Origin of the sequence: Vibrio sp. Y29_XK_CS5 (assembly GCF_024181835.1) — a bacterium.
Taxonomy (GTDB): Bacteria; Pseudomonadota; Gammaproteobacteria; order Enterobacterales; family Vibrionaceae; genus Vibrio; species Vibrio harveyi.
This window is the reverse complement of record NZ_JAMZAM010000001.1, coordinates 1,822,830-1,846,295: the sequence shown is the minus strand read 5'-3', so window position 1 is coordinate 1,846,295 and position 23,466 is coordinate 1,822,830. Positions and strand designations below refer to the sequence as shown.

The following is a 23,466-nucleotide window of genomic DNA, read 5'->3' as shown; positions in this document are numbered from 1 at the left end:
TCGACACATAAGGGATTTCCTATGTTTAATATTGCTTTATTTGGAGCGGGTCGAATTGGTCAAGTGCATGCGATCAATATCGAACGTTCACCTGAAACCACGATTTATTCGCTTGTCGAACCTTATGAGGTCTATGCGGATCAGTTTTGTGCGCAGTATCCGCAGACAAAGCGCCAAACCGTAGAAGAGGCGATGGCGGATGAGAACGTTCATGCGGTGTGTATTTGCTCGTCAACCGATACTCATGCGGATTTGATTGAGCGAGCAGCAAAAGCAGGCAAAGCAATTTTTTGTGAGAAACCTATCGACCTTGATTTGGGGAGAGTACGTGATTGCTTGGGCGTAGTAAACCAGCATCAGGTGCCTTTTTTGTTAGGCTTCAATCGCCGCTTTGACCCGCATTTCTTGAGCCTTAAGAAAGCGTTGGGTGACGGTCAAATTGGCGAACCAGCAAGCGTAGTCATCACCTCTCGCGATCCTGCGCCACCGCCAGCACAATACAGCAAATCGTCCGGTGGTATGTTCCGTGATATGACGATTCACGACCTCGACATGGCGCGGTTTATCTTAGGGGAAGATCCAATCACGGTTACGGCACATGGCAGCTGCAAGGTAGATCCTGCCATTGGTGAAGCGGGAGATATCGATACCAGTGTGGTGACGCTTACATTCCCTTCTGGTGCGATGGTGACGATTCACAATAGTCGCCGTTCTGGCTACGGATACGATCAGCGTCTCGAAGTGCATGGCGAGAAAGGCATGCTGCAAGTGGCGAATCTGACCGAAAATCTAGTCAGTCACAGCACAGAAATAGGGCAAGTAGGCGCAACACCAAAGTACTTCTTCTTAGAGCGTTATGAGCGTGCTTATGTGGCAGAGTGGCAACACTTTGTTGAAGTACTTAAAGGCGAAGCACCATGCTGCTCGGGTATAGATGGTGAGATTGCTCTGACGTTAGCGGATGCCGCGTTAGAGTCGATGCAAACAGGGAAGACGGTTCGTTTGTAGGTCATCCCTAACAGGAAACAAAAAGGGGAGCCGCATTGGCTCCCCTTCCTATTATTGAGATCTTAAAGATGCTTAAGTCTTACTGAGCTTTTTGCTGTTCTGATTTGCAAACAGCGGCAGTGAAGATAACGTCTGTTGAGCTGTTTAGGGCTGTTTCAGCAGAGTCTTGAATCACACCGATGATGAAACCAACGGCTACAACCTGCATTGCTACGTCGTTTGAGATACCAAACAGACCACACGCTAGTGGGATAAGCAGTAGAGAACCACCAGCAACACCTGATGCACCACACGCTGATACTGCAGCAACAATACTTAGTAGTACCGCTGTCATTAGGTCAACGTCGATACCCATAGTGTGTACCGCTGCTAGCGTTAGGGTAGTGATAGTGATTGCTGCACCCGCCATGTTGATGGTCGCACCTAGTGGGATAGACACTGAGTACGTATCTTCGTCTAGATCTAGCTTCTTACATAGGTTCATGTTCACTGGAATGTTCGCAGCACTTGAACGCGTAAAGAATGCCGTTACGCCACTTTCACGTAGACATTGGAACACCAACGGGTATGGGTTTTCTTTCGTTTTGAAGTATACGATCGCAGGGTTAACCACTAGCGCAATGATAAACATTGAACCTAGTAGTACCGCTAGAAGGTGAGCGTAGCTTGCTAGTGCACCAAAACCTGTTGTTGCAAACGTTGAGGCAACCAGACCAAAGATACCAAATGGCGCAAGACGAATGATGAAACGAACAATGTGGGAAACACTGTGGCTTAGATCTTCGAATACCGCTTTTGTTGTTGCTGATGCGTGGTGAAGTGCAAGACCAAGACCCACACCCCAAGCAAGAATACCGATGTAGTTTGCTTCTACTAGCGCGTTTACTGGGTTATCAACCAGTTTGAACAACAAGGTTTGGATAACTTCTGCAATACCTTGTGGTGGTGTTGCACCTTCAGCGCCCGTTACTAGCGTTAAATTGGTCGGGAAAAGGAAACTTAGTACTACTGCGGTTAGTGCCGCAAAGAAGGTACCCGCTAGGTAAAGAATTACGATTGGACGCATGTAAGTGTGTTGGTTTTTCTTTTGGTTTGCGATAGACGCAGCCACCAAGATAAATACCAATACTGGAGCAATCGCTTTTAGTGCACCAACAAACAAGCTACCCAGCATACCAACGCTTTCTGCGTGGCTTGGCGAGATAGTCGCAAGCAGAATACCTAAGACGATACCGACGAGGATTTGGAGAACGAGGTTACCGCGAGCGAATCGGGCAACGAGACTGTTGTGTTGCATTTGCATACATCATTCCTGCAATTTTTGACTCAGCAACAGCGCAATATTCAGTCATTACACGGCGTAATGTTCCCTCGCATGAAGGGGCTGAATCTTGTGGTTGTGCTGCTAAGACATCCTGATTATCAATTATCCTGTTTTTATAAATCCAGCCATTTTCTTGCTGAATATCACATATCTTAACTTGGTAATATTTTGTGTCTAGTTTTAGTTTGTTCTTAGTTTAAATGTTCGCTCAATGTTATCGTTATTGGTCTTTTGTGTTGATTTGTATGGCGAAGTATGAATGATGGTTTTTCATAAAGTTATTAAAAAAGGAGGCGTTAGCCTCCTTTGTTCTATTGATTACGCAAATACAACAAACTAGTAACTCTGTTGGCGTTTGCGCTTTCCGTCAACAATACTGCGAACCATTTTGCCGAACTGTTTATTCTGCGCTCTTTGCTCTGCGAGACTCGCTCCGTTATGGGCTTGTTCACGCAATAACTTCTGATAGTTAGTAAAGCGTCGTAGCTCAAGAGAGCCATCTTCAATCGCAGCTTGAACCGCGCAACCTGGCTCGGTTTGATGTTGGCAATCATTGAATCGGCAGTTATCAGCTAAGGCTTCAACATCAGCGAAAGTTTCACTCACGCCTGCCTCGCAATCTGCTAATTGGATCTCTCGCATTCCCGGCGTGTCCATTAAGATCCCACCGGATGGTAATAGGTGGATTGAGCGCGAGGTCGTAGTGTGTCGACCTTTGCTGTCATCCTCACGAATACCACCAGTCGCTTGTTCTTGCTCGCCAAGCAGGGTGTTGACTAAGGTCGATTTTCCTACCCCTGAAGAGCCAATAAATGCGACGGTTTGACCTTCGCCGCACCAGCTCATTAATTTGGCAACGTCTGATTCATCCAAACCATTAACGCTTTCCACCATAAGCAACGGATCGAGCTTTTGTACCTGAGCTTTGAGCTCGTCAACATCATCACATAAGTCTGCTTTCGTCAGCACAATCACGGGCTCTACATCAGCTTCATTGATGAGGGCCAAATAGCGCTCAATGCGACTGAGGTTAAAGTCGTGGTTGAGTGAACAAACGATGAAGACAGTATCCACGTTGGCGGCGATAAGTTGCTCGGCGACCTTACTACCTGCGGCTTTGCGGCTGAATAAACTGCGGCGTTCAAGTAGGCGAGAAAACTGTTGCTGACCATCCAATACTACCCAATCACCAACGGTCATGCTGGGTAACGAGGGATGGATAGGTAAGTGAGTTTCACCTTGTTCGCTAACCACAACGTAACCACTACGATGGTGAGCAATCACTCGCGCGAAAAGCGTGTCTTGGTAATCGTCTAACGTCAGTTGTTGTTGAAAAAAGGGTTTCCAACCTAATAGCTTTAATGGGTTAGGTTGAGTTAGTAGTGTTTCACAAAAAGAATGTGTTTTATTCATTGTTGAATTATCCCAGACGCAACAAAGCGCCTTAATACAAATCGCATTAGGGTCTAATTCGCATAGAGCTGACCCCGGTGAAAACCGGGCAAAGAAGGGAGGTGGTGTGGCTTAGCCACGAGAAAAAGTTGGACGTTACCCTTTCACTGCCCAGTTAGTGTTATTCATTACAATCATCATATTTCCTCTTAAGTTGGTGAGTTAACGGTCGGAGTATAGCGACTGTGCTCTGATTCTTACAACTCCTTTGCGTTTTATATGTGTTTTATTCGACGTTCTTCCATCTCTTGTGAATAGGTGTTGGCTTTTACGCCGTAGATGATTTGGATATGTCGTTCATCAATGATCACGACACCATGCGCTCCATGCTCCTTCAGTGCTTTTTGATTCACAATGGTGGTGTCTTTTAGTGTGAGTCGTAGCCTTGTCGCGCAAGCACCAGTTTCCGCCAAATTACTCATGCCACCAATAGCGTCAATGATGGTATCGACATCCTGTTCTAGGTTTGGATTTACTTGCGTCAGCATTTTAAATACGCGAGAAAGGGCTTTTAACATGGCGAGAAACTCGTTTGCAGCAAAGCCTTGTTTATATCTCAGCAGCGGCTGTTTCGCTCTGATTTAGGACACAAAATCATGCATTGATAGTTTGGCGAATACTGCTTAGAGAAAAGAGAGAGGAATAAAAAAGCTCCTCACGTTGGAGGAGCTTTGAATCGATGAAGTGAAGAGACACTAATGATGATGTTCGTGCTTTTTCATTCCAGCCATGACTTTTTTAACTGGTGCGGTAAAGCTTTGCTTTTGGTCGTTGTCGTAAGTCACTGTCACTTCGATTTCGTCGCCTTCATTAAGCGGCTTTTTAAGGTCGAATAGCATGATATGCAGGCTGCCCGGTTTTAGCTCGGTGGTCTCTTTTGCAGCGAGTGTGATGTGGTCTACTTGACGCATCTTCATTACATCGCCTTCTTTAATCACATCGTGCAACTCGACTTTACCTGCTGCAGGGGTTTCTGCTGCGACAATATTGATGTCTTCTTGGCTTCGGTTAGCAAAGGTCACAAACACAGCGCTCGTCACAGCACCTGGCGCCATTGCTCGTGCATACGGTTTGTGTGGCATCACGTTTAGGTTTGCTTGTGCCAAAGGGCTTAGAAGTAGGGCGGAGAGGGCTAACGTTTTGATTGCATGCTTAGCTTTCATTGGTTTTTCCTTCTGCTGTTAGTTTGGTTATCGCTTCGACAATTGGCGCAGGCGTTAAGGTGTGTGGCACTTTAGTGATGAGTGTGCCGTCAGGCTTCAAGAAGTAAAAGTAAGAGCTGTGGTCGAGCGTGTATTTCAGCTCTGAGCCTTCTAGCTCCGTTTTACGGAAAATGACACCATATTTGTGGGCAAGTGGGGTGGTCACGTCGAGTGGTGCGGACAGGCCTTCAATCATCGGGTGGAAGTAGTGGGCGTACTTGGCTGATGCATCTGCCTCGTCACGTTCTGGATCAAGCGAGATGAACATTGGGCGCAACTGCGCTTTTTGCGCATCGTCGATTTGATTGAGTGCACCTGCTAGCATGGCTAATGAGGTTGGGCATACGTCTGGGCAACGCGTAAAGCCAAAGTAAACAATGCGAATGCGATCATCGCTGGTATCGAAGATATCGACAGGTTTATCGCCTTCGCCAAACAACACGCTTTGCTCGGTAGTGACTTGTTGTTTTTTCTCTACGTCTTTTTGTCCATCTAGGTACGTTTTGGTACCAAAGCCAAGGACAAACGCAACCACGAGAAAGAGAGACCAATTACGGCTCATATCAATTCCTTATCTTTGCATTTTGAGGGCCGGGTAGATGGTGTCTTTACCGTCGGAAAGTTCACCAACCCACGTCATTGAATCTTGTGTACAAACGGGCAATGTCACATCACCCACAAATTTACCTGGTGCCACTTTCTTTAGCATGAATTTTGGCTCGCCCATTTCCATTTCTCGACCAACCAAACTTAATACGAGCTGATCCGCTTCGCTGTCTTGCCATTTGACTTCGAGCTGAGCTGGGATAAGAGGTTGAGCAGTATCGACGCTAAGCGTCATCGCAACATTATGTTGGATACAAGGTTCAGTAGAGAGGAAACAGTATTCATCGAGCGACTTAGGCTCGGGCGCTGAAGAGAAGTTTTTTATTAGGGTAGGCGCGTAAAAGCCAGCGACCAGTGCCACGGCTATCCCTGCGATTTGTAACACTTTCATTAAGATTCTGTATTTATCACTTAACATTGCCTGCATCCTAGCACAGATGGGATGTACGAAAACTCGTAACTTCAACAAATTGTGCACTATACCCAAGTAACCTCGAGATGCTTGGTTCAGCGAGAATGATTTGGTTTGTAGACGCGGCGCCGATTTAAAGGTTTGGTGGGGCTAAATCAAGAATCGACAACAAAGTATACAAGCCAAAGCAACTCGCCCTTTGGGAGCGTGTCATTGACCCGATTGCTGCGTCAAACAACTTGGAAATAGCTGGCTATTACGCTGCGTTGTTTTCTTTGCCCTCGAATCAATGACAACGCTCTGAATCCTGCATCTTGAAGTCACTTGGGTATATTCCTATCTATTTGAAACCTATTGTTTGTAAAGCGTAAATAAAAAAAGCGGAGCCAATGGCTCCGCTTCTTAAATGATGGAATTGTGGTTCAGATTTACTTGTTTGAATCCGCAAACTTCTCTAAACCAAGTACTAACGCGATAGCGGCTAGCATCATGATCACGGCTAACAACAGTTGTGATGGTTGAGACGTGATGTGCTCAAACTCAAACGGTGATAGGTTTTGCTCTAGCAATGGCACTTGCTCACCCTTCGAGTTAGTACGCCATGTTAGCGTTTCCTTCCAAGGCCAAATCTTTGGTAGCGTACCGATCATTAAGCCAGTTAGGAACATTAAGGTTAAATCGCGGAATTTGCGCAGTAACCAAGACAACAAGTGAGAGAAGGACAGCAGACCAGCAACACAGCCAACAAGGAACAGCGCAAGGATATCAATTTGGAAACCTTTTACCGCGCCCAATACAGGAGCATACATGCCGATCAACAGCAAAATAAAGCTGCCTGAGATACCCGGTAGAATCATCGCACAGATTGCGATAGCTCCAGCCAGAATGGTGTTGATCGCCGTTGGCTCCATATGAAGTGGTTTTAGCACCGTGATGCTGTAGGCGAAACCAATGCCGATCAATAACGCAACAAAACGGATAGCGTCACGCTTTTCTACTTGGCGAATGATGTGGTAGACAGACACCAAGATCAGACCAAAGAAGAATGACCAAATTGGAATTGGATGAGTTTCCAATAACCAACTGATTAGTTTTGCCAGCGTCGCGATGCTGGTGAAAATACCCGCAAACAAAGAGATAAGGAAGAAGCCGTTAATGTGATTAAACGCAGCTTTGAAGCCATCCTTTTTCCAAATCGAGAAAAGTGAAGGGTTAATACGTCGAATGCTTTCTAGCAGTGTGTCATAAATGCCAGTAATAAATGCAATGGTACCGCCTGATACGCCTGGGACAACATCGGCTGCACCCATCGCCATTCCTTTGAAGTAGGTGATTAGATAGTTCATTTCTCAAGTACTAAGTCATGTAGATGGTCCTGAGTATACAAACATTGATGTCAAAAAAGTATGAAATAGTGGTGAGGAAAATATCTAAATGATTGCTTATCTAGGATCTGTTGAACTTTCGTGGTTAAGTTTTGTTCTGATGGGCGCATGGCTAAAATCGTTGTAGGCAAGGAAAGGAGTGTATTGCTTAGTCATTCTAGGCAAACACTCGCTGTAAAAATCAGCTTGAAAGGCCTACAGAACCTAGCAACGTTAAGCTTTTTGGTTAGTTTAGGTGAATAAAAACAGAAAGATACGCGATAAAGAAATGGATTTGTTATCAGCTGTAAAGGGGCGCTTGATTGAATAAATGTCAGCGTAAAATCGATAAATTTGTTGAATGAAGTCGTTTGGTGACTTATTTATCACTTATGCCACAGAGTTGCGACTTGCAACTGCAATTTGCATTTTGACTTTGCATATTGCAAATATTGTAACATCTTGGCAGTTTGATATGAGATCTTGTGCCCAAAAATAATGCTTTTCAAATTGGCATGATTAATGCATAATTCTTTTCGACCCTTCTTAAGCCGAGGGTCACCTAGCCAACTGACGTTGTTAGTGAATATACATTGTTCACATCATACATAAGCCAATCGCCTTAATTGCGGTTGGCTATTTTTTTGTCTGTCGTATACCCAAGTGACTTTGAGATGCAGGATTCAGAGCGTTGTTATTGATGCGAGCGCAATGAAAACAACGCCGTGTAATAGCCAGCCCTTTCCAAGTCGTATATATGTACAACGTTTCTTACAGGCTTTGCAATTTGCATGAATGCCCACAAAAAAGGGGCTGACGCAATACGCCAACCCCTGTTTAGCTACTCTCTTTCGAGTGATCAGTAACCCATCAATTGCAGCAAGTTCTCCGCCGTCACAATCGCTTCCTTACGGTTTGCAATGTTGAGCTTTTGGTACAAGTTACGAATGTGAGTCTTAATCGTTGTGCCTGCTACGTCTAACTCTTGAGCGATTTGCTCATTGCTAAAGCCTGAGTAGATCAAACCAAGCACTTGCCATTCACGTTGCGTGAGTGGACTGGTTCGAACCAGCTCCGGCACGTTCGGGTGGTTCACCAGTTTCTCAATAAAGTCTTCATCAAAGTGAATCGAACGGCTGCGTTGGTTTGAAGAGATGTCTTTCATCAATTGCTGAGCACGGTGACGTTCTAAATCGCCCAGCTCATGACGAAGACTTAGCTTCTCTAGTAGACCACCAATCGTTGCACCGTCGATTAAGAAGTTGCCGACCATACCGGTTTGGTTTGTCATCACTAGTGCTTCTTTCAATAGTGCTTTTGCTTGCTCTTCGTCTTTCTGACGCGCGGCAAATACCGCTTCAACCACAAGGTTGCGATTGGTATCGGTCACCAAGTTAGTACGACGAGCTTCGCTTTGTAGGAAGTCCAAAGCTTGTCGCGCTTCGTCATATTGGCCAAGGTTGATGTGAGCACGAGCAATATTGCGCCACTGTAACTGCAAGAAGTGGTTACACGCTGAATCTGGACGAACTGCGGTGTTCAACCATTCTTGAATTGCTTCTGTGTTGCCACGAGCTTGCCAAAACAAAATCAGAGAGAGCGATGCGTTTGCCGTCCAGTCTACGTGATAAGTGGATTGTTTCATCAAGTGCTGGATGTGTTCGATAAACTTACCCGCTTTGTCTAATTCACCGCGACCAATCGCAATACGCGCCAACATTGAGTAGCTATGTAAGTGCTTACTTGGTGAGTGGTTTTCTAGAATTTGTAGCCCTTTGTATGAGCACTCTTCTGCTTCATCCAAGCGGTTCCAGCACCACAATACTTGCGCGCGAATTCGTAATAAAAACTCGTGAAGAGGAACATGCTGAAGCTGTTGATCTTCAATCAAGCGGAAGCCGGAATCTTGCAGCTCAAATGCTGCTTGGACGTAACCTTGCGCGATCATGATTTCACTTTGTTGCAAGATTGCCCATAACGCTTGGTGGTAAACCTGATACTGACGTGCCAGTTTTTCGGTTTGTTGCATCATTGGTAATGCGCGGTCAAGTTTACCCAGTACGTGGTTTACTTCACCAACGACTGACGTCGCCACGATACGGCTGCGGTACACCGTTGGGTCAAGTTGGCTCAGTGCTAACTCGGCTAACTCTAATGCACGCTCTGGTTGGTTGCTGTTGATTGCAACCTGAGCGAGTAGGGCATTAGCTTGACCTTGATAGCCAGAATCAAGTTCGATATTACGTTTCTTATGCTCTTCTTCGGCTTCTGCTAGAAGCTCACCAACCTGGTTGTAGCGGTGTTGGCTTTGCGCCAACCATGCGCGCAACATCGACAGTTTCGGGTGGCTGAAGAGTAAGTCTTTATCAAGCTGGTTGATCGCCGCTTCTAGCGTTGTTAACTCACCTTGGTTGAACATCTTCCAACCAAATTCATTCAAGATTTCTACTATTAGATCAGTGTCGTCAGATTTCTGTGCGTGGTGAATAGCTTGATGCGGTGCTTTCTGTTTTAGCCAGGCGACAGCTGCGTTGCGGTGTAGATCTTTCTCTTGTTGAGGAATACGCGCTTGACGTTCATGCGACAAAAATTCGCCAAACAGATTGTGGAATCGGAACCAGTTTTGTTCACCTTCCAGTGGATAGATAAACAAGCCGTATCGATTGAGTGACTCAATCATGCCGAGTGCATCTTCACGTTGCGTCAATGCAAAGACGAGTTCGTCGTTGAAATGGTCGAGTACCGACACTTGCATTAAGAAATGACGTGTCTCTTTGTCTAATAGATCAAAGACTTCTTCGACTAAGTAATCCCATAAGTGTGCATGATTAAACTGAGACACCGACTCTACGGTTTGTGCCAGAGTGCGGTTCTGATGCTGTGCTTGTAGGGCGATAAGTTGTAACGCTGATGGCCAACCTTCAACGTAAGTACGTAAGTTGTTCGCCATGTCTTCATCGATGCCATCGGCAATGCGTTGGTTGAAGAAGCGTGTGGTTTCTTCGGTATCGAATGCCAACATTTCATTGCCGATTTCGATCATCAAGTCACGGACACGAAGGTTCGCAGTGCCTAATGGCGGTGCCGCACGGCTAGTAACCACTACAGTAAGGTTGTCTGGCATGTGCTTTAAGAAAAAACGTATGGACTCGTGAATTTCGTCGTTAGTGATCAGATGGTAGTCATCGAGTACGACGTAACACTCATGCTGAAAATCTGCCATTTCAGCGAAAACTTCGCTGAATAAAGAGCGTAAAGAAGAGAACTGACGCTTTTCAGCCAATTTTTGAGCGTTAGAGCAGTTGTAGTTGGTCGCTTTGTTTAAAGCTTGCAGTAGATAGTTAACGAAGCGGAAACCATCGTTATCACTGTCGTCGATACTGTACCAACCTACATTGGGTTTGTCTGACAGCCACTGTGCCGCCATGGTGGTTTTCCCGTAACCAGCCGGCGAGCGAAACAATACCAGTTTGTAGTAAGGCGCTTGTTGCAGTAAGTCCAACACTCGCGGACGGACGATTGCGTTGTGCAGGCGACCTGGGCGAGTAAGTTTAGATGGAATCCACATTATAAATTCTGTCCTTAATTTTTTGAGCTAGCGAAACTAGAAACTGACTCACACCACTAAATTCTAGTTTGTATAAAAAGTGTACAGGCTTGCGAGTCGTTTTGGATGTTACGACAACAGAATTGGTTGTTACTTTGATCCACTTCCTAATTCTCAAGAGTTGATGCAAATGCCACCAACTACGCCCTGTATTTGTGATTTTGGTCACTTAAACATCGATGGTATTGATCCCATGTAGAGAGAGTTGCACATCTATTAAGGAGAAATTATCAATGTTAAAAGACGTAATGTGATCGATAAGACAGTTTTTACATTGGAGTAGGAAGGGGGAATAAAAAACGTCATGAACAAATTTTAATCTTTCTCACAGATGGCTGTGATCCGAATCACTAAGAATAGGGTTATAGGCTGCCGTGTTGCGATTTGGATCACTAAGTTTGCAAGCTTACGCCCTCTACGCCCTACCCCCTCCTCCTTGTAGGGAGGACAAATGGGAGGATGTTTATTCACAGAGGGAAATGCACGATGTATGGCAGATGAATTACTAAAAGACGTGAGAATTTCTTAATGAAACCTACTCAACAGAAACAATTTGACAAGAAGTCGTTCCAAGAAAGCGTAAAGAAACATCTATCTGTGACTTACGCTCACACGGTTGAAAATGCAGATAGCCGCGCATGGTACCTAGCAATGGGTCGTGCATTGGCTGAGTTTACGACTTGTGATTTGCTTGCTACTGAAGCAGACGCTCGCATCCAAGAAGCGAAAAGCGTTAACTACCTTTCACTAGAATTCCTTATCGGTCGTTTGACTGGTAACAACCTAATCAGCATGGGTCTTTACGAAGAGATCACTGAAGCGATGGCTGAGCTAGGTCACAACCTAACAGACCTTCTAGAAGAAGAGCGCGACCCATCACTGGGTAACGGTGGTCTAGGTCGTCTAGCTGCATGTTTCATGGATTCATGTGCGGCTCAAGAATTCCCAACAGTAGGTTACGGCCTACACTACGAATACGGTCTATTTAAGCAGTCGTTTAAAGATGGTCGTCAACAAGAAGCACCAGACGCATGGCGTGGTGTAGAAGGTTACCCTTGGGAAGTGGCTCGTCCAGAGCTAGCGCAAGAAATCGGCTTCTACGGTCACGTTGAAGTGGTAAACGAAAACGGTAAAGAAGTTCGTAAATGGGTTCCTGGCATGTCTGTAAAAGCAATGCCTTGGGATCTACCTATCGTAGGTTACGAATCAGATACTGTTTACCCTCTACGCCTTTGGGAATGTCAGGCAATTGCACCATTCTCACTAGAAAGCTTTAACAACGGTGATTACTTCGAAGCTCAGCACGCACTGATCGACGCAGGCAACATCACTAAAGTGCTTTACCCGAACGATAACCACGAGAAAGGTAAAACACTGCGTCTAATGCAACAGTACTTCCACTCTGCAGCATCTGTACGCGACATCCTACGTCGCCACGAAGCAGCAGGCTACTCGCTAGCGGATCTACCGAAGCAAGAGACTATCCAACTGAACGATACGCACCCAACAATCGCTATTCCTGAGCTAATGCGCATCCTAGTGGACGAGAAAGGTCTGACTTGGGAAGCGGCTTGGGAAATCAGTTCTCAGACCTTCGCATACACTAACCATACGCTACTTCCTGAAGCACTAGAGACATGGCCAGAGTCGCTAATCCAGCGTCTACTTCCACGTCACATGGAAATCATTTTTGAAATCAACCACCGCTTCCTACAAGAAGTTCGTAAGATGTGGCCTGGTGACGGTGAGAAGCAAGCTAAGCTTTCTATCATCCAAGAAGGTTTCAACCGCATGGTTCGCATGGCAAACCTATGTGTAATCGGTTCTTACGCAGTTAACGGCGTAGCAGCACTTCACTCTGAGTTGGTTAAGAAAGACCTATTCCCAGAGTTCCACGAGATGTACCCAACTCGTCTACATAACGTAACAAACGGTATCACGCCACGTCGTTGGTTGAAGTTCTGTAACCCAGGTCTATCTAAGCTAATTACCGACAAGATCGGTCCTGAATGGCCAGCAAAACTTGAGCAACTAGAAGGTATCGCTAAGTACGCAACAGACGCGAAATTCCAAAAAGAGTTCATGGCTGTTAAGAAAGAAAACAAACAGCGTCTTGCTGATTGGGTTCTAGATAACATGGGTATCGAACTAGATACTAACGCTATCTTCGACGTTCAAATCAAGCGTCTACACGAGTACAAGCGTCAGCACCTAGATCTGCTACACATTCTGTCTCTATACCACCGCATCCTAAACGAACCTGGTTTCGAGTGTGAGCCACGCGTATGTTTCTTCGCTGCGAAAGCTGCTCCAGGTTACCACCTAGCGAAAGAAATTATGTTCGCAGTGAACAAGGTTGCAGAGAAGATCAACAACGATCCACGTATCGGCAACAAACTGAAAGTGGTCTTCATCCCTGACTACCGCGTGAGCATGGCTGAAATCATCATCCCTGCGGCAGACGTTTCACAACAAATCTCTCTAGCAGGTAAAGAAGCATCTGGTACAGGTAACATGAAGATGGCTCTTAACGGTGCCCTAACTATCGGTACGATGGATGGTGCTAACGTTGAGATTCGCGAAGAAGTGGGCGACGAGAACATCTACATCTTCGGTCTTGATGTTGAAGGCGTGAAAGCGGTTAAAGCAGCTGGCTACAACCCTTACGACTACTACAATGCTGACCACTTACTAAAAGCGTCTCTAGACCTACTAACAGGTGATGAGTTTACGCCAGGTCAACCAGGTCTACTACGCGCTACATTCGATAGCCTACTAGATGGCGGCGACCCGTACCTATGTCTTGCTGACTTCGCATCTTATGTGAAAGCGCATGAAGAAATGGGCAAACAATACAAAGACCAAGCTGGCTGGGCTAAGAAAGCCATTCTTAACACTGCCCTAGTTGGCAAGTTCACATCAGACCGCTCAATTCGTGACTATGTGAACAACATCTGGAAACTTGAAGCGGTAAAACGTTAAAAGTGATACCCAAGTAACCCCAGGATGCTTTGTTCAGCGAGATTGACTTGGTTTTCAGGCAAGGCAACGATTTGAAGATATAGTGGTTCTATATCAAAAATTGTTAACGAAGCATGTAAGACAAGGCAACTCGCCCTCTGGGAGCGTGTCATTGACCCGATTTCGGTGTCAAACAACTAGGAAAGAGGCTGCTATTCCACGGCGTTGTTTTCCTTGAACTCGAATCAATGACAACGCTCTGAACTGTGCATCTTGAGGTCACTTGGGTATAAGACCAAGGTAGCCGAGCGCTGCCTTTGGTCATTTTCAAGAATTAGTTATTGATAACAATAAAACCCTACATGGAAGGTGTTGGTATTACCTTCGGAGAAAGCGATGAAAGAACAAACAGCATTAAAGAAAGTCGCAGACATGGCGCGATTAGCTGATAGCTACGTCAGCGCGTGGGGAGACGAGGCAAAAGTTTCTGAGGAGACACTACGCCGCTTGCTCACTTCACTTGGCTACGATACTAGCAGCGATGAGAAGCTATTGGCTTCTGCTGAGAAAAAACATAAGAAAGACGTACTAGCCCCTGTTCTTGTTTTACGCGACGGCGACCCAGTCGAAGTGGAACTAAACCTAGGTACGAGTGCTCGTGAGAGTGAATTTAGCTGGCGTTTAGAAACAGAACAAGGAGAGGTACTTGAAGGCTATCTTCAGTCGCAAATTGTTCGTGATGAACGAGCTGAGGGTGGCCCTCTAGTGTTTGCATTGCCAAAGAATTTGGCATGGGGTTACCACAAACTGATCATCAGCCGTAAACGCCGTAAGACACCTTACGAAATGTCGCTGATCATCACACCGAAAGCGTGTTTCAAACAAGAAGATCTAAACCAACATAAAAAGCTATGGGGGCCAAGCATTCAGCTTTACACACTGCGTACTCAGCACAACTGGGGTATCGGTGACTTTGGTGACCTTAAGCAGTTGGTCAGTGATATCGCCTCTCGTGGCGGTGACTTCATTGGTTTGAACCCAATTCATTCATTGTTCCCAGCGAACCCTGAAGGTGCGAGCCCATACAGCCCGTCTTCTCGTCGTTGGCTGAACATTATGTACATCGACGTAAGCTCTGTGCCTGAATTTGCACTAAGTGCAGAAGCACAACAACGCGTTGGCAGCGCTGAGTTCCAACAGCGTCTGCAAAAAGCTCGTGAAGCACACTGGGTGAACTACACCGAGGTTTCTGAGCTTAAGATGAACATTCTTCCGCTGCTATTTAGCGAGTTCAAAGCACGTCATCTAGACAAGAACACTGATCGTGCGCGCGCGTTCCTAGAGTTTGTAGAACTTGGCGGTGAGAGCCTACTTCACCAAGCGGCATTTGATGCTCTGCATGGTGAATTACACGCTGAAGATTCAAGTGTTTGGGGCTGGCCGGTATTCCCTGAGAAATTCCGTACGTTTGATGCTGCGGCAACTCAGAAGTACATCAAAGACAACTCTGACCGCGTTCACCTGTACATGTACCTACAGTGGATTGCAGACGATCAGATCAAAGAAGCACAGGCTCTTGCAGAAGAAAAAGGCATGGCGGTTGGTCTATACCGAGACCTTGCTGTTGGTGTTGCAGATTCAGGCAGCGAGACTTGGGCTGATGATGGCAACCTAGTACTGGATGCAAGCATCGGTGCGCCACCAGATATCCTTGGTCCTCTGGGTCAAAACTGGGGTCTGCCTCCGCTAAACCCACAAGTGTTGGAAGCGACAGGCTACGACGCGTACATCAAGTTGCTACGTGCAAACATGAAGCATTGTGGCGCACTGCGTATTGACCACGTTCTTGGTCTGCTTCGCCTTTGGTGGATTCCAAAAGGTGAGAAGGCGACAGAAGGTGCATACCTGTACTACCCAGTTGAAGATATGCTAGCAATCCTAGCGCTAGAATCTCATCGTCATCAGTGTTCTGTAATCGGTGAAGATTTGGGTACCGTGCCTGATGAAATCGTTGATATCCTTCGTGACGCAGGTGTTCACTCATACAAAGTATTCTTCTTCGAAACATCAAAAGACGACGGCGGCTTCATTTCTCCGAAGCATTACGCTGAGCAGTCTATGGCGGCATTGTGTACGCACGATATGCCAACCCTACGTGGCTTCTGGCACTGTGATGACTTGAAGATGGGTCGAGAGATCGGTCTGTACCCAGACGAGCAACAACTGGAAGGTCTGTTTGATGACCGTTTGAAGTGCAAACAAGGCATCCTAGACAGTGTTCGTTGGCATGGTTACCTACCAGAAGGTATCGGTCATGATGCGCAGTACGTACCAATGGATGGTTACCTAAGTGAAGCATTGCAACTGCATGTGGCTGCGGGTGACTCAGCACTACTAAGTGTTCAGCTTGAAGACTGGCTAGAAATGGACCAACCGGTAAACATTCCAGGTACTGTTGACGAGTATCCAAACTGGCGTCGTAAACTATCGATGAACCTTGACGAAATCTTCAGCCGTGAAGACGTTAACCGTATTTCTAAGCGCCTCACTGAAGTGCGTGCGAAAGCGAGCAAATAAGGTGGAATGGGTGATGTAGGAGTTCGCGAATTTAATTGCGCTGAGGTACGAAAGTACAGCCTAGGTCACTCATTAAATCGGCACAATCCGTTAGGATGAAGTACCGTTATTATGCCCGCAACAATAGCGGGCATTTTTGTTTTTTGACGCTATTTTATTCATCTCTTGGATAGAGTGCGGTTTTTTATAATTGTGTGAATTCACAACGTTTGGCTGAGGAAATCCGATGTTCAAAAACCATAAGGAGAATATCGGTGCTAGGGAGAAAGATTTGAAAACCAAGGTAAAGAAAAAATACGAACGCGCCTATGAATTACTAGCTGAGGCGGCTTACTCAGACCCATTTGCGTCACTTGGTCCATTCATCGATGATGGCGAAGGATCGTTACGAGTTTGGATGCCGGGTGCAGACAAAGTTGAATTGGTTGTCAGCGGTGAACCTCGTGTTGAGTTAGAACGCGAAGGCGAGAGCGGCTTCATCTTGAAAGAGAAGCGTGACCTGCACCTAACTCACTACCAACTTGCTGTGGATTGGGATGGCGTGGAACAGCTCATTGACGACCCTTACCAGTACCACAACATTTATCAAGAATACGAACACCTGCACACGCCAAAAGACATGTACCGCTACATGGGATCGCAGTTTGTGACCATCGAACGCGGTGGTGAAAATATCTCTGGTGTGCGCTTCCTTGTTTACGCCCCTCATGCTTCTGCCATCAGCTTAGTGGGCAGCTTCAACCAGTGGGATGGTCGTCGCCATCCAATGCAACGTCTCGACTACGGTATCTGGGGCTTGTTTATTCCTGGTTTGGAAGAGGGCGTACAATACAAATTCGAACTCAAAGGTCCAAATGGGGAAGGGCTCCCTCATAAGCAAGACCCTTGGGGCTTCTACTCTGAACAATATCCGTCATTCGCGTCGATCACTTACGATCACAACCGTTACCAATGGCAAGATGCAAAATGGCAAAATCGTCCCGTCACACAGAAACGTGATGAAGCCTTATCTTTCTACGAACTGCATGCGGGTTCTTGGAAGCGTAACGCAGATGGGGATTTCCTAAATTACCGTGAACTCGCGGCTGAGTTAGTGCCTTACCTTGTGGATATGGGCTACACCCACGTTGAGCTGATGCCAGTTTCAGAACACCCGTTCTTTGGCTCTTGGGGTTACCAACCTGTAGGGTTGTTTGCGCCGACAAGTCGCTACGGCTCTCCAGATGATTTCAAGTTCTTCGTTGATGCGTGTCACCAAGCTGGCTTGGGCGTGGTACTGGATTGGGTTCCAGCACACTTCCCATCGGATGATCATGGCTTAGCAAACTTTGATGGCACACCACTGTTCCACGATCCAGATCCTCGCCGCGGTTGGCACCAAGACTGGAACTCTTACATCTACGATCTAGGTCGTGAGCATGTGCGCCGTTTCCTTGTGTCTAACGCGCTGTACTGGTTTGAGCAATTCCATATTGATGGTATCCGTGTGGACGCTGTTGCGTCGATGCTCTACCTAGACTACTCACGCAGTCACGATCAGTGGATTCCAAATGTGGACGGCGGCAATGAGAACTACGATGCGATCGCAACGCTGAAGTGGATGAACGAAGAAGTATACAAGCACTTCCCGAATGCAATGACCATTGCAGAAGAATCGACGGCATTCCCAGGCGTATCTGCACCGACATTTATGGGCGGTTTAGGCTTTGGCTTTAAGTGGAATATGGGTTGGATGCACGACAGTCTTTCTTACATCCAAGAAGATCCTATTCACCGCAAATACCACCACAATACCATCACGTTCCCGCTTGTTTACGCACACAGCGAGAACTATGTGCTGTCGCTATCTCATGATGAAGTGGTGTACGGCAAAGGTTCTATCCATAACAAGATGCCAGGTGATGAGTGGCAACAAACGGCGAACCTACGTGCTTACTACGGTTACATGTATGGTCAACCAGGTAAGAAGCTAAACTTCATGGGCGCTGAGCTTGGTCAAACCGCAGAGTGGAATCACGATGACCAGTTACAATGGTTCTTACTTGAGTTTGGTCGCCACCAAGGTGTGCAAGCACTGATTCGCGACTTGAACCACTTGTACCGTGACGAAGCGGCGATGCACGATCAAGATTGTGTGCCTGCTGGCTTTGAATGGCGTCTGCAAGATGAAGCGGAAGCAAGTATCCTTGCGCACGAACGTATTAGCCAAGATGGCGAACGTGTATTGGTGATCAGCAACTTCACACCAGTGCCTCATGAGCGTTTCCGTTTGGGTGTACCGATGGAAGGCAAGTACGAACTTCTGTTGAATACTGACGACGCGAAATACGACGGCAGCGGCTTTGAGGTACTAAGCAACGTCGAAACGCAAGAAGTAGAAAGCGAGTCGTTACCTCAATCTCTTGAGCTGCGTTTACCACCTCTATCGACAGTATTCTATAAACTGACGAAATAACTTTCATTAATCAAACAGTAAGCCCGGTTTACATTGTAAATTGGGCTTTTTTTAACCAATTTTTGACCTTGTAAACTTGTTGTTCTACCTTGAATCAGGCAACCTTCGCTCCCATTTACTTGAACACCCACACGTGTAAAAGTGGCGTATTCCTTACTCTGGCTAGGCAAATAAAGCATGCTGAAAAGACTGAAGTCGTTTCTATTCAAAATTTCATTGGTTTTGTTACTGACTCCCGTTTTGCTGGTGGGCTTCGTCAAATACGTGAATCCGCCTCTATGGGGATGGAAGATCAGCCGCATGATCTCGCCACCAGAAGGCTATCCAGAGAGTAGTCAGCAAGAGTGGGTACCGCTGTCTCAGATTTCAAAAAATATCCAACTTGCGGTGATGGCTACGGAAGATCAGAAATTTCCTCATCACTATGGGGTGGATTTTGATTCACTGTTTTCTGTTATCTCACAAGCCGGCGAGAACGGACCTTCTCGTGGTGCAAGTACGATTACTCAGCAAACTGCAAAGAACGTATTTCTGTTCCCTTCACACTCTTATGTGCGCAAAGCGTACGAGCTCTACTTTGCTCTTTTAATGGAGGCAATGTGGAGTAAAGAACGCATCCTCGAAGTGTATTTGAATGTCGTGGAGTTTGGTCCCGGTATTTACGGTATCGAAGCTGCAGCACAAAACTATTACGGCATTCGGGCTAGCCAACTGACCCAATGGCAAGCGGCGAGGTTAGCGGTGGTTCTGCCGAATCCTTACAAGATCAAAGTGTATCCGCACACTAATTACACTCAACATCGCACCAATTGGGCTCTGATCCAAATGCGCAATCTTGGCAACGTCGAGTTATAAGTTTCTCTTTTCCTTAACTATCTTGTGTCCGTAAATAGAACTACGCCCCGATAAAGGCAAAATGTGAAGCGTCACAAGCTTTAGGGCGTAGCCTTATAGAATGATGTGCTCAGTTTTTCATCCATTTACTATTAGTGTGAATAAAACTACAACACGAATACTGCGTCTATGCGCAACCAATGGACTGAACGATGAAACTGAATCTGATTACGACTACCTTATTGCTTGCATCGGCAAGTGCCATCGCCGAGCCAAACATCACCATATCTACCACGACCAACAGCCGTGACTTTCCTTTAAGTGCAGAGCAGCCTTTGGTTGTGCCATTAACCAAAGACGGCTATACGCTTAAAATCACTGGCGTTGAAGGCGATTGCGTTGCGCCCGATGGTCAGAAAGTTAAATTCAACAAACCGATCGCGCTGAATTGTGGAAAGCCAACGGAATTGCCGTTAAAAATCCGTTTTACTGGCGATTACTCTTTCGCTTTTGATGCGGAAGCGAAAACACTGCGCTTCAAGCGTGAACCTAAGAAAGCTGCCAAGACAGAATTCAAACGCCCAATCCCACAAGTGCAATGTGAGGTTTACCAAGGTGGCGAAGTCACCATCGCGTTAGGTGACAGTTTCCCAGATGGCACCAAGTTGCGTGATGCCTATTCTGGTCAAATGGTTGAAGTAAAAGATCAGCAAGTATCGCTGACGCCAAGCAAAGACTCCGGCGGTTTGGTGCTACTAGAGCCAGCGAAGAAAACCAAAGAAGCAGTGCCGTTTGATTATCGTAATGCCAACATTTACTTCGTGATGGTCGACCGTTTCAACAACGCCGATACGAGCAATGACAATAGCTATGGGCGCAAGAAAGACGGCAAAGAAGAGATCGGTACCTTCCACGGCGGTGATCTAGAAGGCGTGATCGAGAAACTGGATTACATCAAGAGCCTAGGTACAGATGCTATTTGGTTATCGCCAATCGTTGAGCAAGTACACGGCTTTGTGGGCGGGGGCGATAGCGGCTCATTCCCGTTCTATGCTTACCACGGTTACTGGACGCGTGATTTCACCAAGATTGATGAGAACTTTGGTAACGAAGATGACCTTAAAGTGCTGGTGGAAGAGGCGCATAAGCGTGGTCTCAAAGTCTTGATGGACGCGGTAATCAACCACACTGGCTACTCAACGTTAGCCGATTTGCAATTTGACGGTATTGAGGTGTTAAAGCCAAACGCTGACCTACCGAAGAAGTGGGGGGATTGGCAACCAAAAGCGGGTGAAAATTGGCATAGCTACCACCAGAATATTGACTACCAGAGTCCAAACTGGTCGAAATGGTGGGGCGGTGACTGGGTAAGAACAGGTCTACCGGGATACCCAGCTCCGGGCAGCAGTGATATCACTATGTCTTTGGCGGGTTTGCCTGACTTTATCACCGAATCAGACAAAGCTGTGAAGCCTGCGCAGTGGCTCTTGGATAACCCTGATACTCGCGTTGAGGCGCGTGATAATTACACCGTCTCGGATTACCTAATTGAGTGGCAAACTGATTGGGTGAAACGCTTTGGCATTGATGGTTACCGTGTTGATACGGTGAAGCACGTTGAAGGTGATGTGTGGAAACGTTTGAAAGAAGAGGCATCAAGCAGTCTTGAGCAGTGGCGTAAAGAGAACAGTAAGTCAGGTCAGCCATTCTGGATGATGGGTGAAGTATGGGGACATACCGCATATCGCAGCCCTTACTTTGACGATGGCTTTGATGCGTTGATTAACTTCGACATGCAGAAGAAGTTAGACAAAGGCGCGGCGTGTTTCAGCCAAATGGCAGACACCTACCAAAGCTATGCAGATACTATCGCCAATGAGAAAGACTTCAACCCAGTAAGTTACATGTCTTCTCACGATACGGAGTTATTCTTTTCTCGCTTCAAAGATTACGGCATGCAGCGTAACGCCGCGAATGCACTGCTTCTGAGCCCTGGTGCTGTTCAGGTTTACTATGGTGATGAAGTTGGTCGTAACATTGGTCCTTACGCGGACGATTTCCACCAAGGCACACGCTCTGACATGGTATGGAAGCTATCTGATGAGAAGCAAGCGCTGCTCAAACACTGGCAAACCCTTGGTCAGTTCCGGAAAGCGCATCCAGCGATTGGTGCGGGTCAACATCAAGTAATTGAACAAGAAGGCGCGTACGTGTTCTCTCGTTCGCTTGGCAATGACAAAGTCGTTGTGGCGTTTGTGGGGCGCGACAAGTAGTTAGAACTTCGTTTTAAGCCTAGATAGAAAAAGCCCTTCCTTGAATTCTCAGGGAAGGGCTTTGTTGTTTTTGATGGTTACTTATCTATTTTAATAGTTATCTATTTCGATAGTTATTTCTTTAGCTCTTGGTCGATGACTTTCTCAAGCTCCTCGAAAGGTACATAACCCGGAATGACTTGGTCATTAATGATGATCGCTGGTGTGCCTCGTAGACCTAAGCGAGTGAAGTACTCGTAGTTTTTATCCAATAATGCTTTGGTCTCTTTGTCGTCGACAAGCTGTGCTTCTGTGCCAGTCTTCTTAGCGATTTTTTGTAGTGAACTTGCATCATGTGGACCCGGCTTCTTCACCAACAAGTCGTGCACTTCTTTGTACTTGTCATGTTGGTTCTGCCATACGTTCAATGCGTAACTTGCCGAGTTGTAACCGTTCTTCTCGTACTGTTCTTTGAACGATACTGTCATGTTCAGCACTTTTACCTGCGGGTATTCTTTCTCTACCTTCACTAGCTCACCTTCAAGACGCTTACAGAAAGGACAGCTGTAATCGGTCACGTTGATGATCGTCAGTTCAGGGTTCTCTGCACCGAAGTAAGAGTGCTTGCCATCGTTAAGATAGGCGCGCGCTTCATCCAAAGTCGCGTTAAACGTCTTTTGGTAAGCGACGTAGTCTTGTAGGTTTTGATGCAGTGAATCGAGGATCTGCGGGTTTTCTTTCAGCAATTGAGTAATTTCTTGCAGCTTCTCTTCTGACGTTTTTTCTGCTGCGTGTGAAAATAGAGGTACCAGCGCGATAGCCACAGTTAATAGTGTGCGTGTGAATTTCATGATATTTCCTAAAACTCTCTTTCTTCGCGGTTTTTGTCGCGAAGTGATTAAAAATAAAACAATTGATGTGGGGATGAATAGCAATCGGGTTTTATTCTCTAAACACACATAGCTTGAGGTGCACCCGATATTTGTCAGGTATGGGCTCGGTATGATGGCGGAAAGCATTACGCTCGGTGCTGGTGATAGACAGCAAGACAAACGCAAATAGGAATAAGGGAACAATGAAGCTGTCGAGATGGTTTTGTGAAACCTGAATCAGCTTTTCAGACAGTTCACACTGCTTAGTCAGCCCTTTCTCGCTCTTTTGTTGCTGCGCAGCAGCGTGTTCAGCTGTCACTTGCACGCCAATCAGAGGGCAAGATTGGTAGAAGCCTGCATTTTTACTTAAACAGATCACGATAACCCAAGCCACAAGGGCGAGTGTCCATCGAGCGATGTTGGATTGTGATCGAAGCAAAAGGCAAACCCTGAATAAGTCTCTAAGTAATGACCGAACCACCCTAAAATAAATTACACGGAACTTTTGTTAATTTTTGGTCAAGAAATCTCAAATAAGCA

Annotated in this window: 16 protein-coding genes; 6 read left to right on the top strand and 10 right to left on the bottom strand. The window is 46.3% G+C overall.

Features of this window, described 5'->3' with window-relative positions:
- Positions 1–21: 21 nt before the first annotated feature.
- Entirely contained in the window at positions 22–1,008 is a 987-nt protein-coding gene (gene iolG, locus NL647_RS08260; protein WP_253649978.1) for an inositol 2-dehydrogenase, read from the top strand.
- 79 nt (positions 1,009–1,087) lie between these two features.
- Here iolG and sstT read toward each other — a convergent pair whose 3' ends face one another.
- From sstT to malT, 8 genes are all read right to left on the bottom strand, one after another.
- Positions 1,088–2,305 (bottom strand): serine/threonine transporter SstT, encoded by a 1,218-nt coding sequence (gene sstT / locus NL647_RS08255; RefSeq protein ID WP_026000277.1) that lies wholly within the window; start codon positions 2,303–2,305, stop codon positions 1,088–1,090.
- Between the two features lie 363 nt (positions 2,306–2,668).
- Positions 2,669–3,745 (bottom strand): ribosome small subunit-dependent GTPase A, encoded by a 1,077-nt coding sequence (gene rsgA, locus NL647_RS08250; RefSeq protein ID WP_009700613.1) that lies wholly within the window; start codon positions 3,743–3,745, stop codon positions 2,669–2,671.
- Positions 3,746–3,999: 254 nt separating this feature from the next.
- The gene (locus NL647_RS08245; protein WP_253649977.1) at positions 4,000–4,302 is read right to left on the bottom strand and encodes a glucose PTS transporter subunit EIIB; all 303 of its coding nucleotides are present in this window, start codon (positions 4,300–4,302) and stop codon (positions 4,000–4,002) included.
- A gap of 177 nt (positions 4,303–4,479) precedes the next feature.
- A complete protein-coding gene (locus tag NL647_RS08240; RefSeq protein WP_253649976.1) occupies positions 4,480–4,947 on the bottom strand; it encodes a copper chaperone PCu(A)C in 468 nt (155 codons plus the stop codon).
- Positions 4,937–5,548: an SCO family protein gene (locus tag NL647_RS08235; RefSeq protein ID WP_005447419.1), complete on the bottom strand. Its 612-nt coding sequence runs from the start codon at positions 5,546–5,548 to the stop codon at positions 4,937–4,939. The genes NL647_RS08240 and NL647_RS08235 overlap by 11 nt, the downstream gene beginning before the upstream one ends.
- Before the next feature lie 9 nt (positions 5,549–5,557).
- Positions 5,558–5,983: a hypothetical protein gene (locus NL647_RS08230; RefSeq protein WP_005447420.1), complete on the bottom strand. Its 426-nt coding sequence runs from the start codon at positions 5,981–5,983 to the stop codon at positions 5,558–5,560.
- Positions 5,984–6,432: 449 nt separating this feature from the next.
- Positions 6,433–7,350: a DUF368 domain-containing protein gene (locus tag NL647_RS08225; RefSeq protein ID WP_050908771.1), complete on the bottom strand. Its 918-nt coding sequence runs from the start codon at positions 7,348–7,350 to the stop codon at positions 6,433–6,435.
- An 877-nt stretch (positions 7,351–8,227) separates the two neighbouring features.
- Positions 8,228–10,936, bottom strand: coding sequence for an HTH-type transcriptional regulator MalT (gene malT, locus NL647_RS08220; RefSeq protein WP_253649975.1), 2,709 nt, complete (start codon positions 10,934–10,936; stop codon positions 8,228–8,230).
- A gap of 567 nt (positions 10,937–11,503) precedes the next feature.
- On the opposite strand from malT, the gene NL647_RS08215 reads away from it, so the two are divergent.
- The 5 genes from NL647_RS08215 (at position 11,504) to NL647_RS08195 (ending at position 22,075) form a co-directional block, all read left to right on the top strand.
- The gene (locus NL647_RS08215) at positions 11,504–13,957 is read left to right on the top strand and encodes a glycogen/starch/alpha-glucan phosphorylase (RefSeq protein WP_005447423.1); all 2,454 of its coding nucleotides are present in this window, start codon (positions 11,504–11,506) and stop codon (positions 13,955–13,957) included.
- Between the two features lie 375 nt (positions 13,958–14,332).
- A complete protein-coding gene (malQ, locus tag NL647_RS08210) occupies positions 14,333–16,513 on the top strand; it encodes a 4-alpha-glucanotransferase (protein ID WP_005447424.1) in 2,181 nt (726 codons plus the stop codon).
- A 226-nt stretch (positions 16,514–16,739) separates the two neighbouring features.
- Positions 16,740–18,968 (top strand): 1,4-alpha-glucan branching protein GlgB, encoded by a 2,229-nt coding sequence (gene glgB, locus NL647_RS08205; protein ID WP_005447426.1) that lies wholly within the window; start codon positions 16,740–16,742, stop codon positions 18,966–18,968.
- 177 nt (positions 18,969–19,145) lie between these two features.
- A complete protein-coding gene (gene mtgA / locus NL647_RS08200) occupies positions 19,146–19,823 on the top strand; it encodes a monofunctional biosynthetic peptidoglycan transglycosylase (RefSeq protein ID WP_110416118.1) in 678 nt (225 codons plus the stop codon).
- A gap of 191 nt (positions 19,824–20,014) precedes the next feature.
- Positions 20,015–22,075: an alpha-amylase gene (locus tag NL647_RS08195; protein WP_253649974.1), complete on the top strand. Its 2,061-nt coding sequence runs from the start codon at positions 20,015–20,017 to the stop codon at positions 22,073–22,075.
- A gap of 113 nt (positions 22,076–22,188) precedes the next feature.
- Here NL647_RS08195 and NL647_RS08190 read toward each other — a convergent pair whose 3' ends face one another.
- Together NL647_RS08190 and NL647_RS08185 are read right to left on the bottom strand one after the other, a co-directional pair.
- Positions 22,189–22,905 (bottom strand): DsbA family protein, encoded by a 717-nt coding sequence (locus NL647_RS08190; protein WP_020195400.1) that lies wholly within the window; start codon positions 22,903–22,905, stop codon positions 22,189–22,191.
- Between the two features lie 91 nt (positions 22,906–22,996).
- Positions 22,997–23,320, bottom strand: a complete 324-nt coding sequence (locus tag NL647_RS08185; RefSeq protein WP_045414386.1) for a hypothetical protein — start codon at positions 23,318–23,320, stop codon at positions 22,997–22,999.
- Between the last annotated feature and the right edge of the window lie 146 nt (positions 23,321–23,466).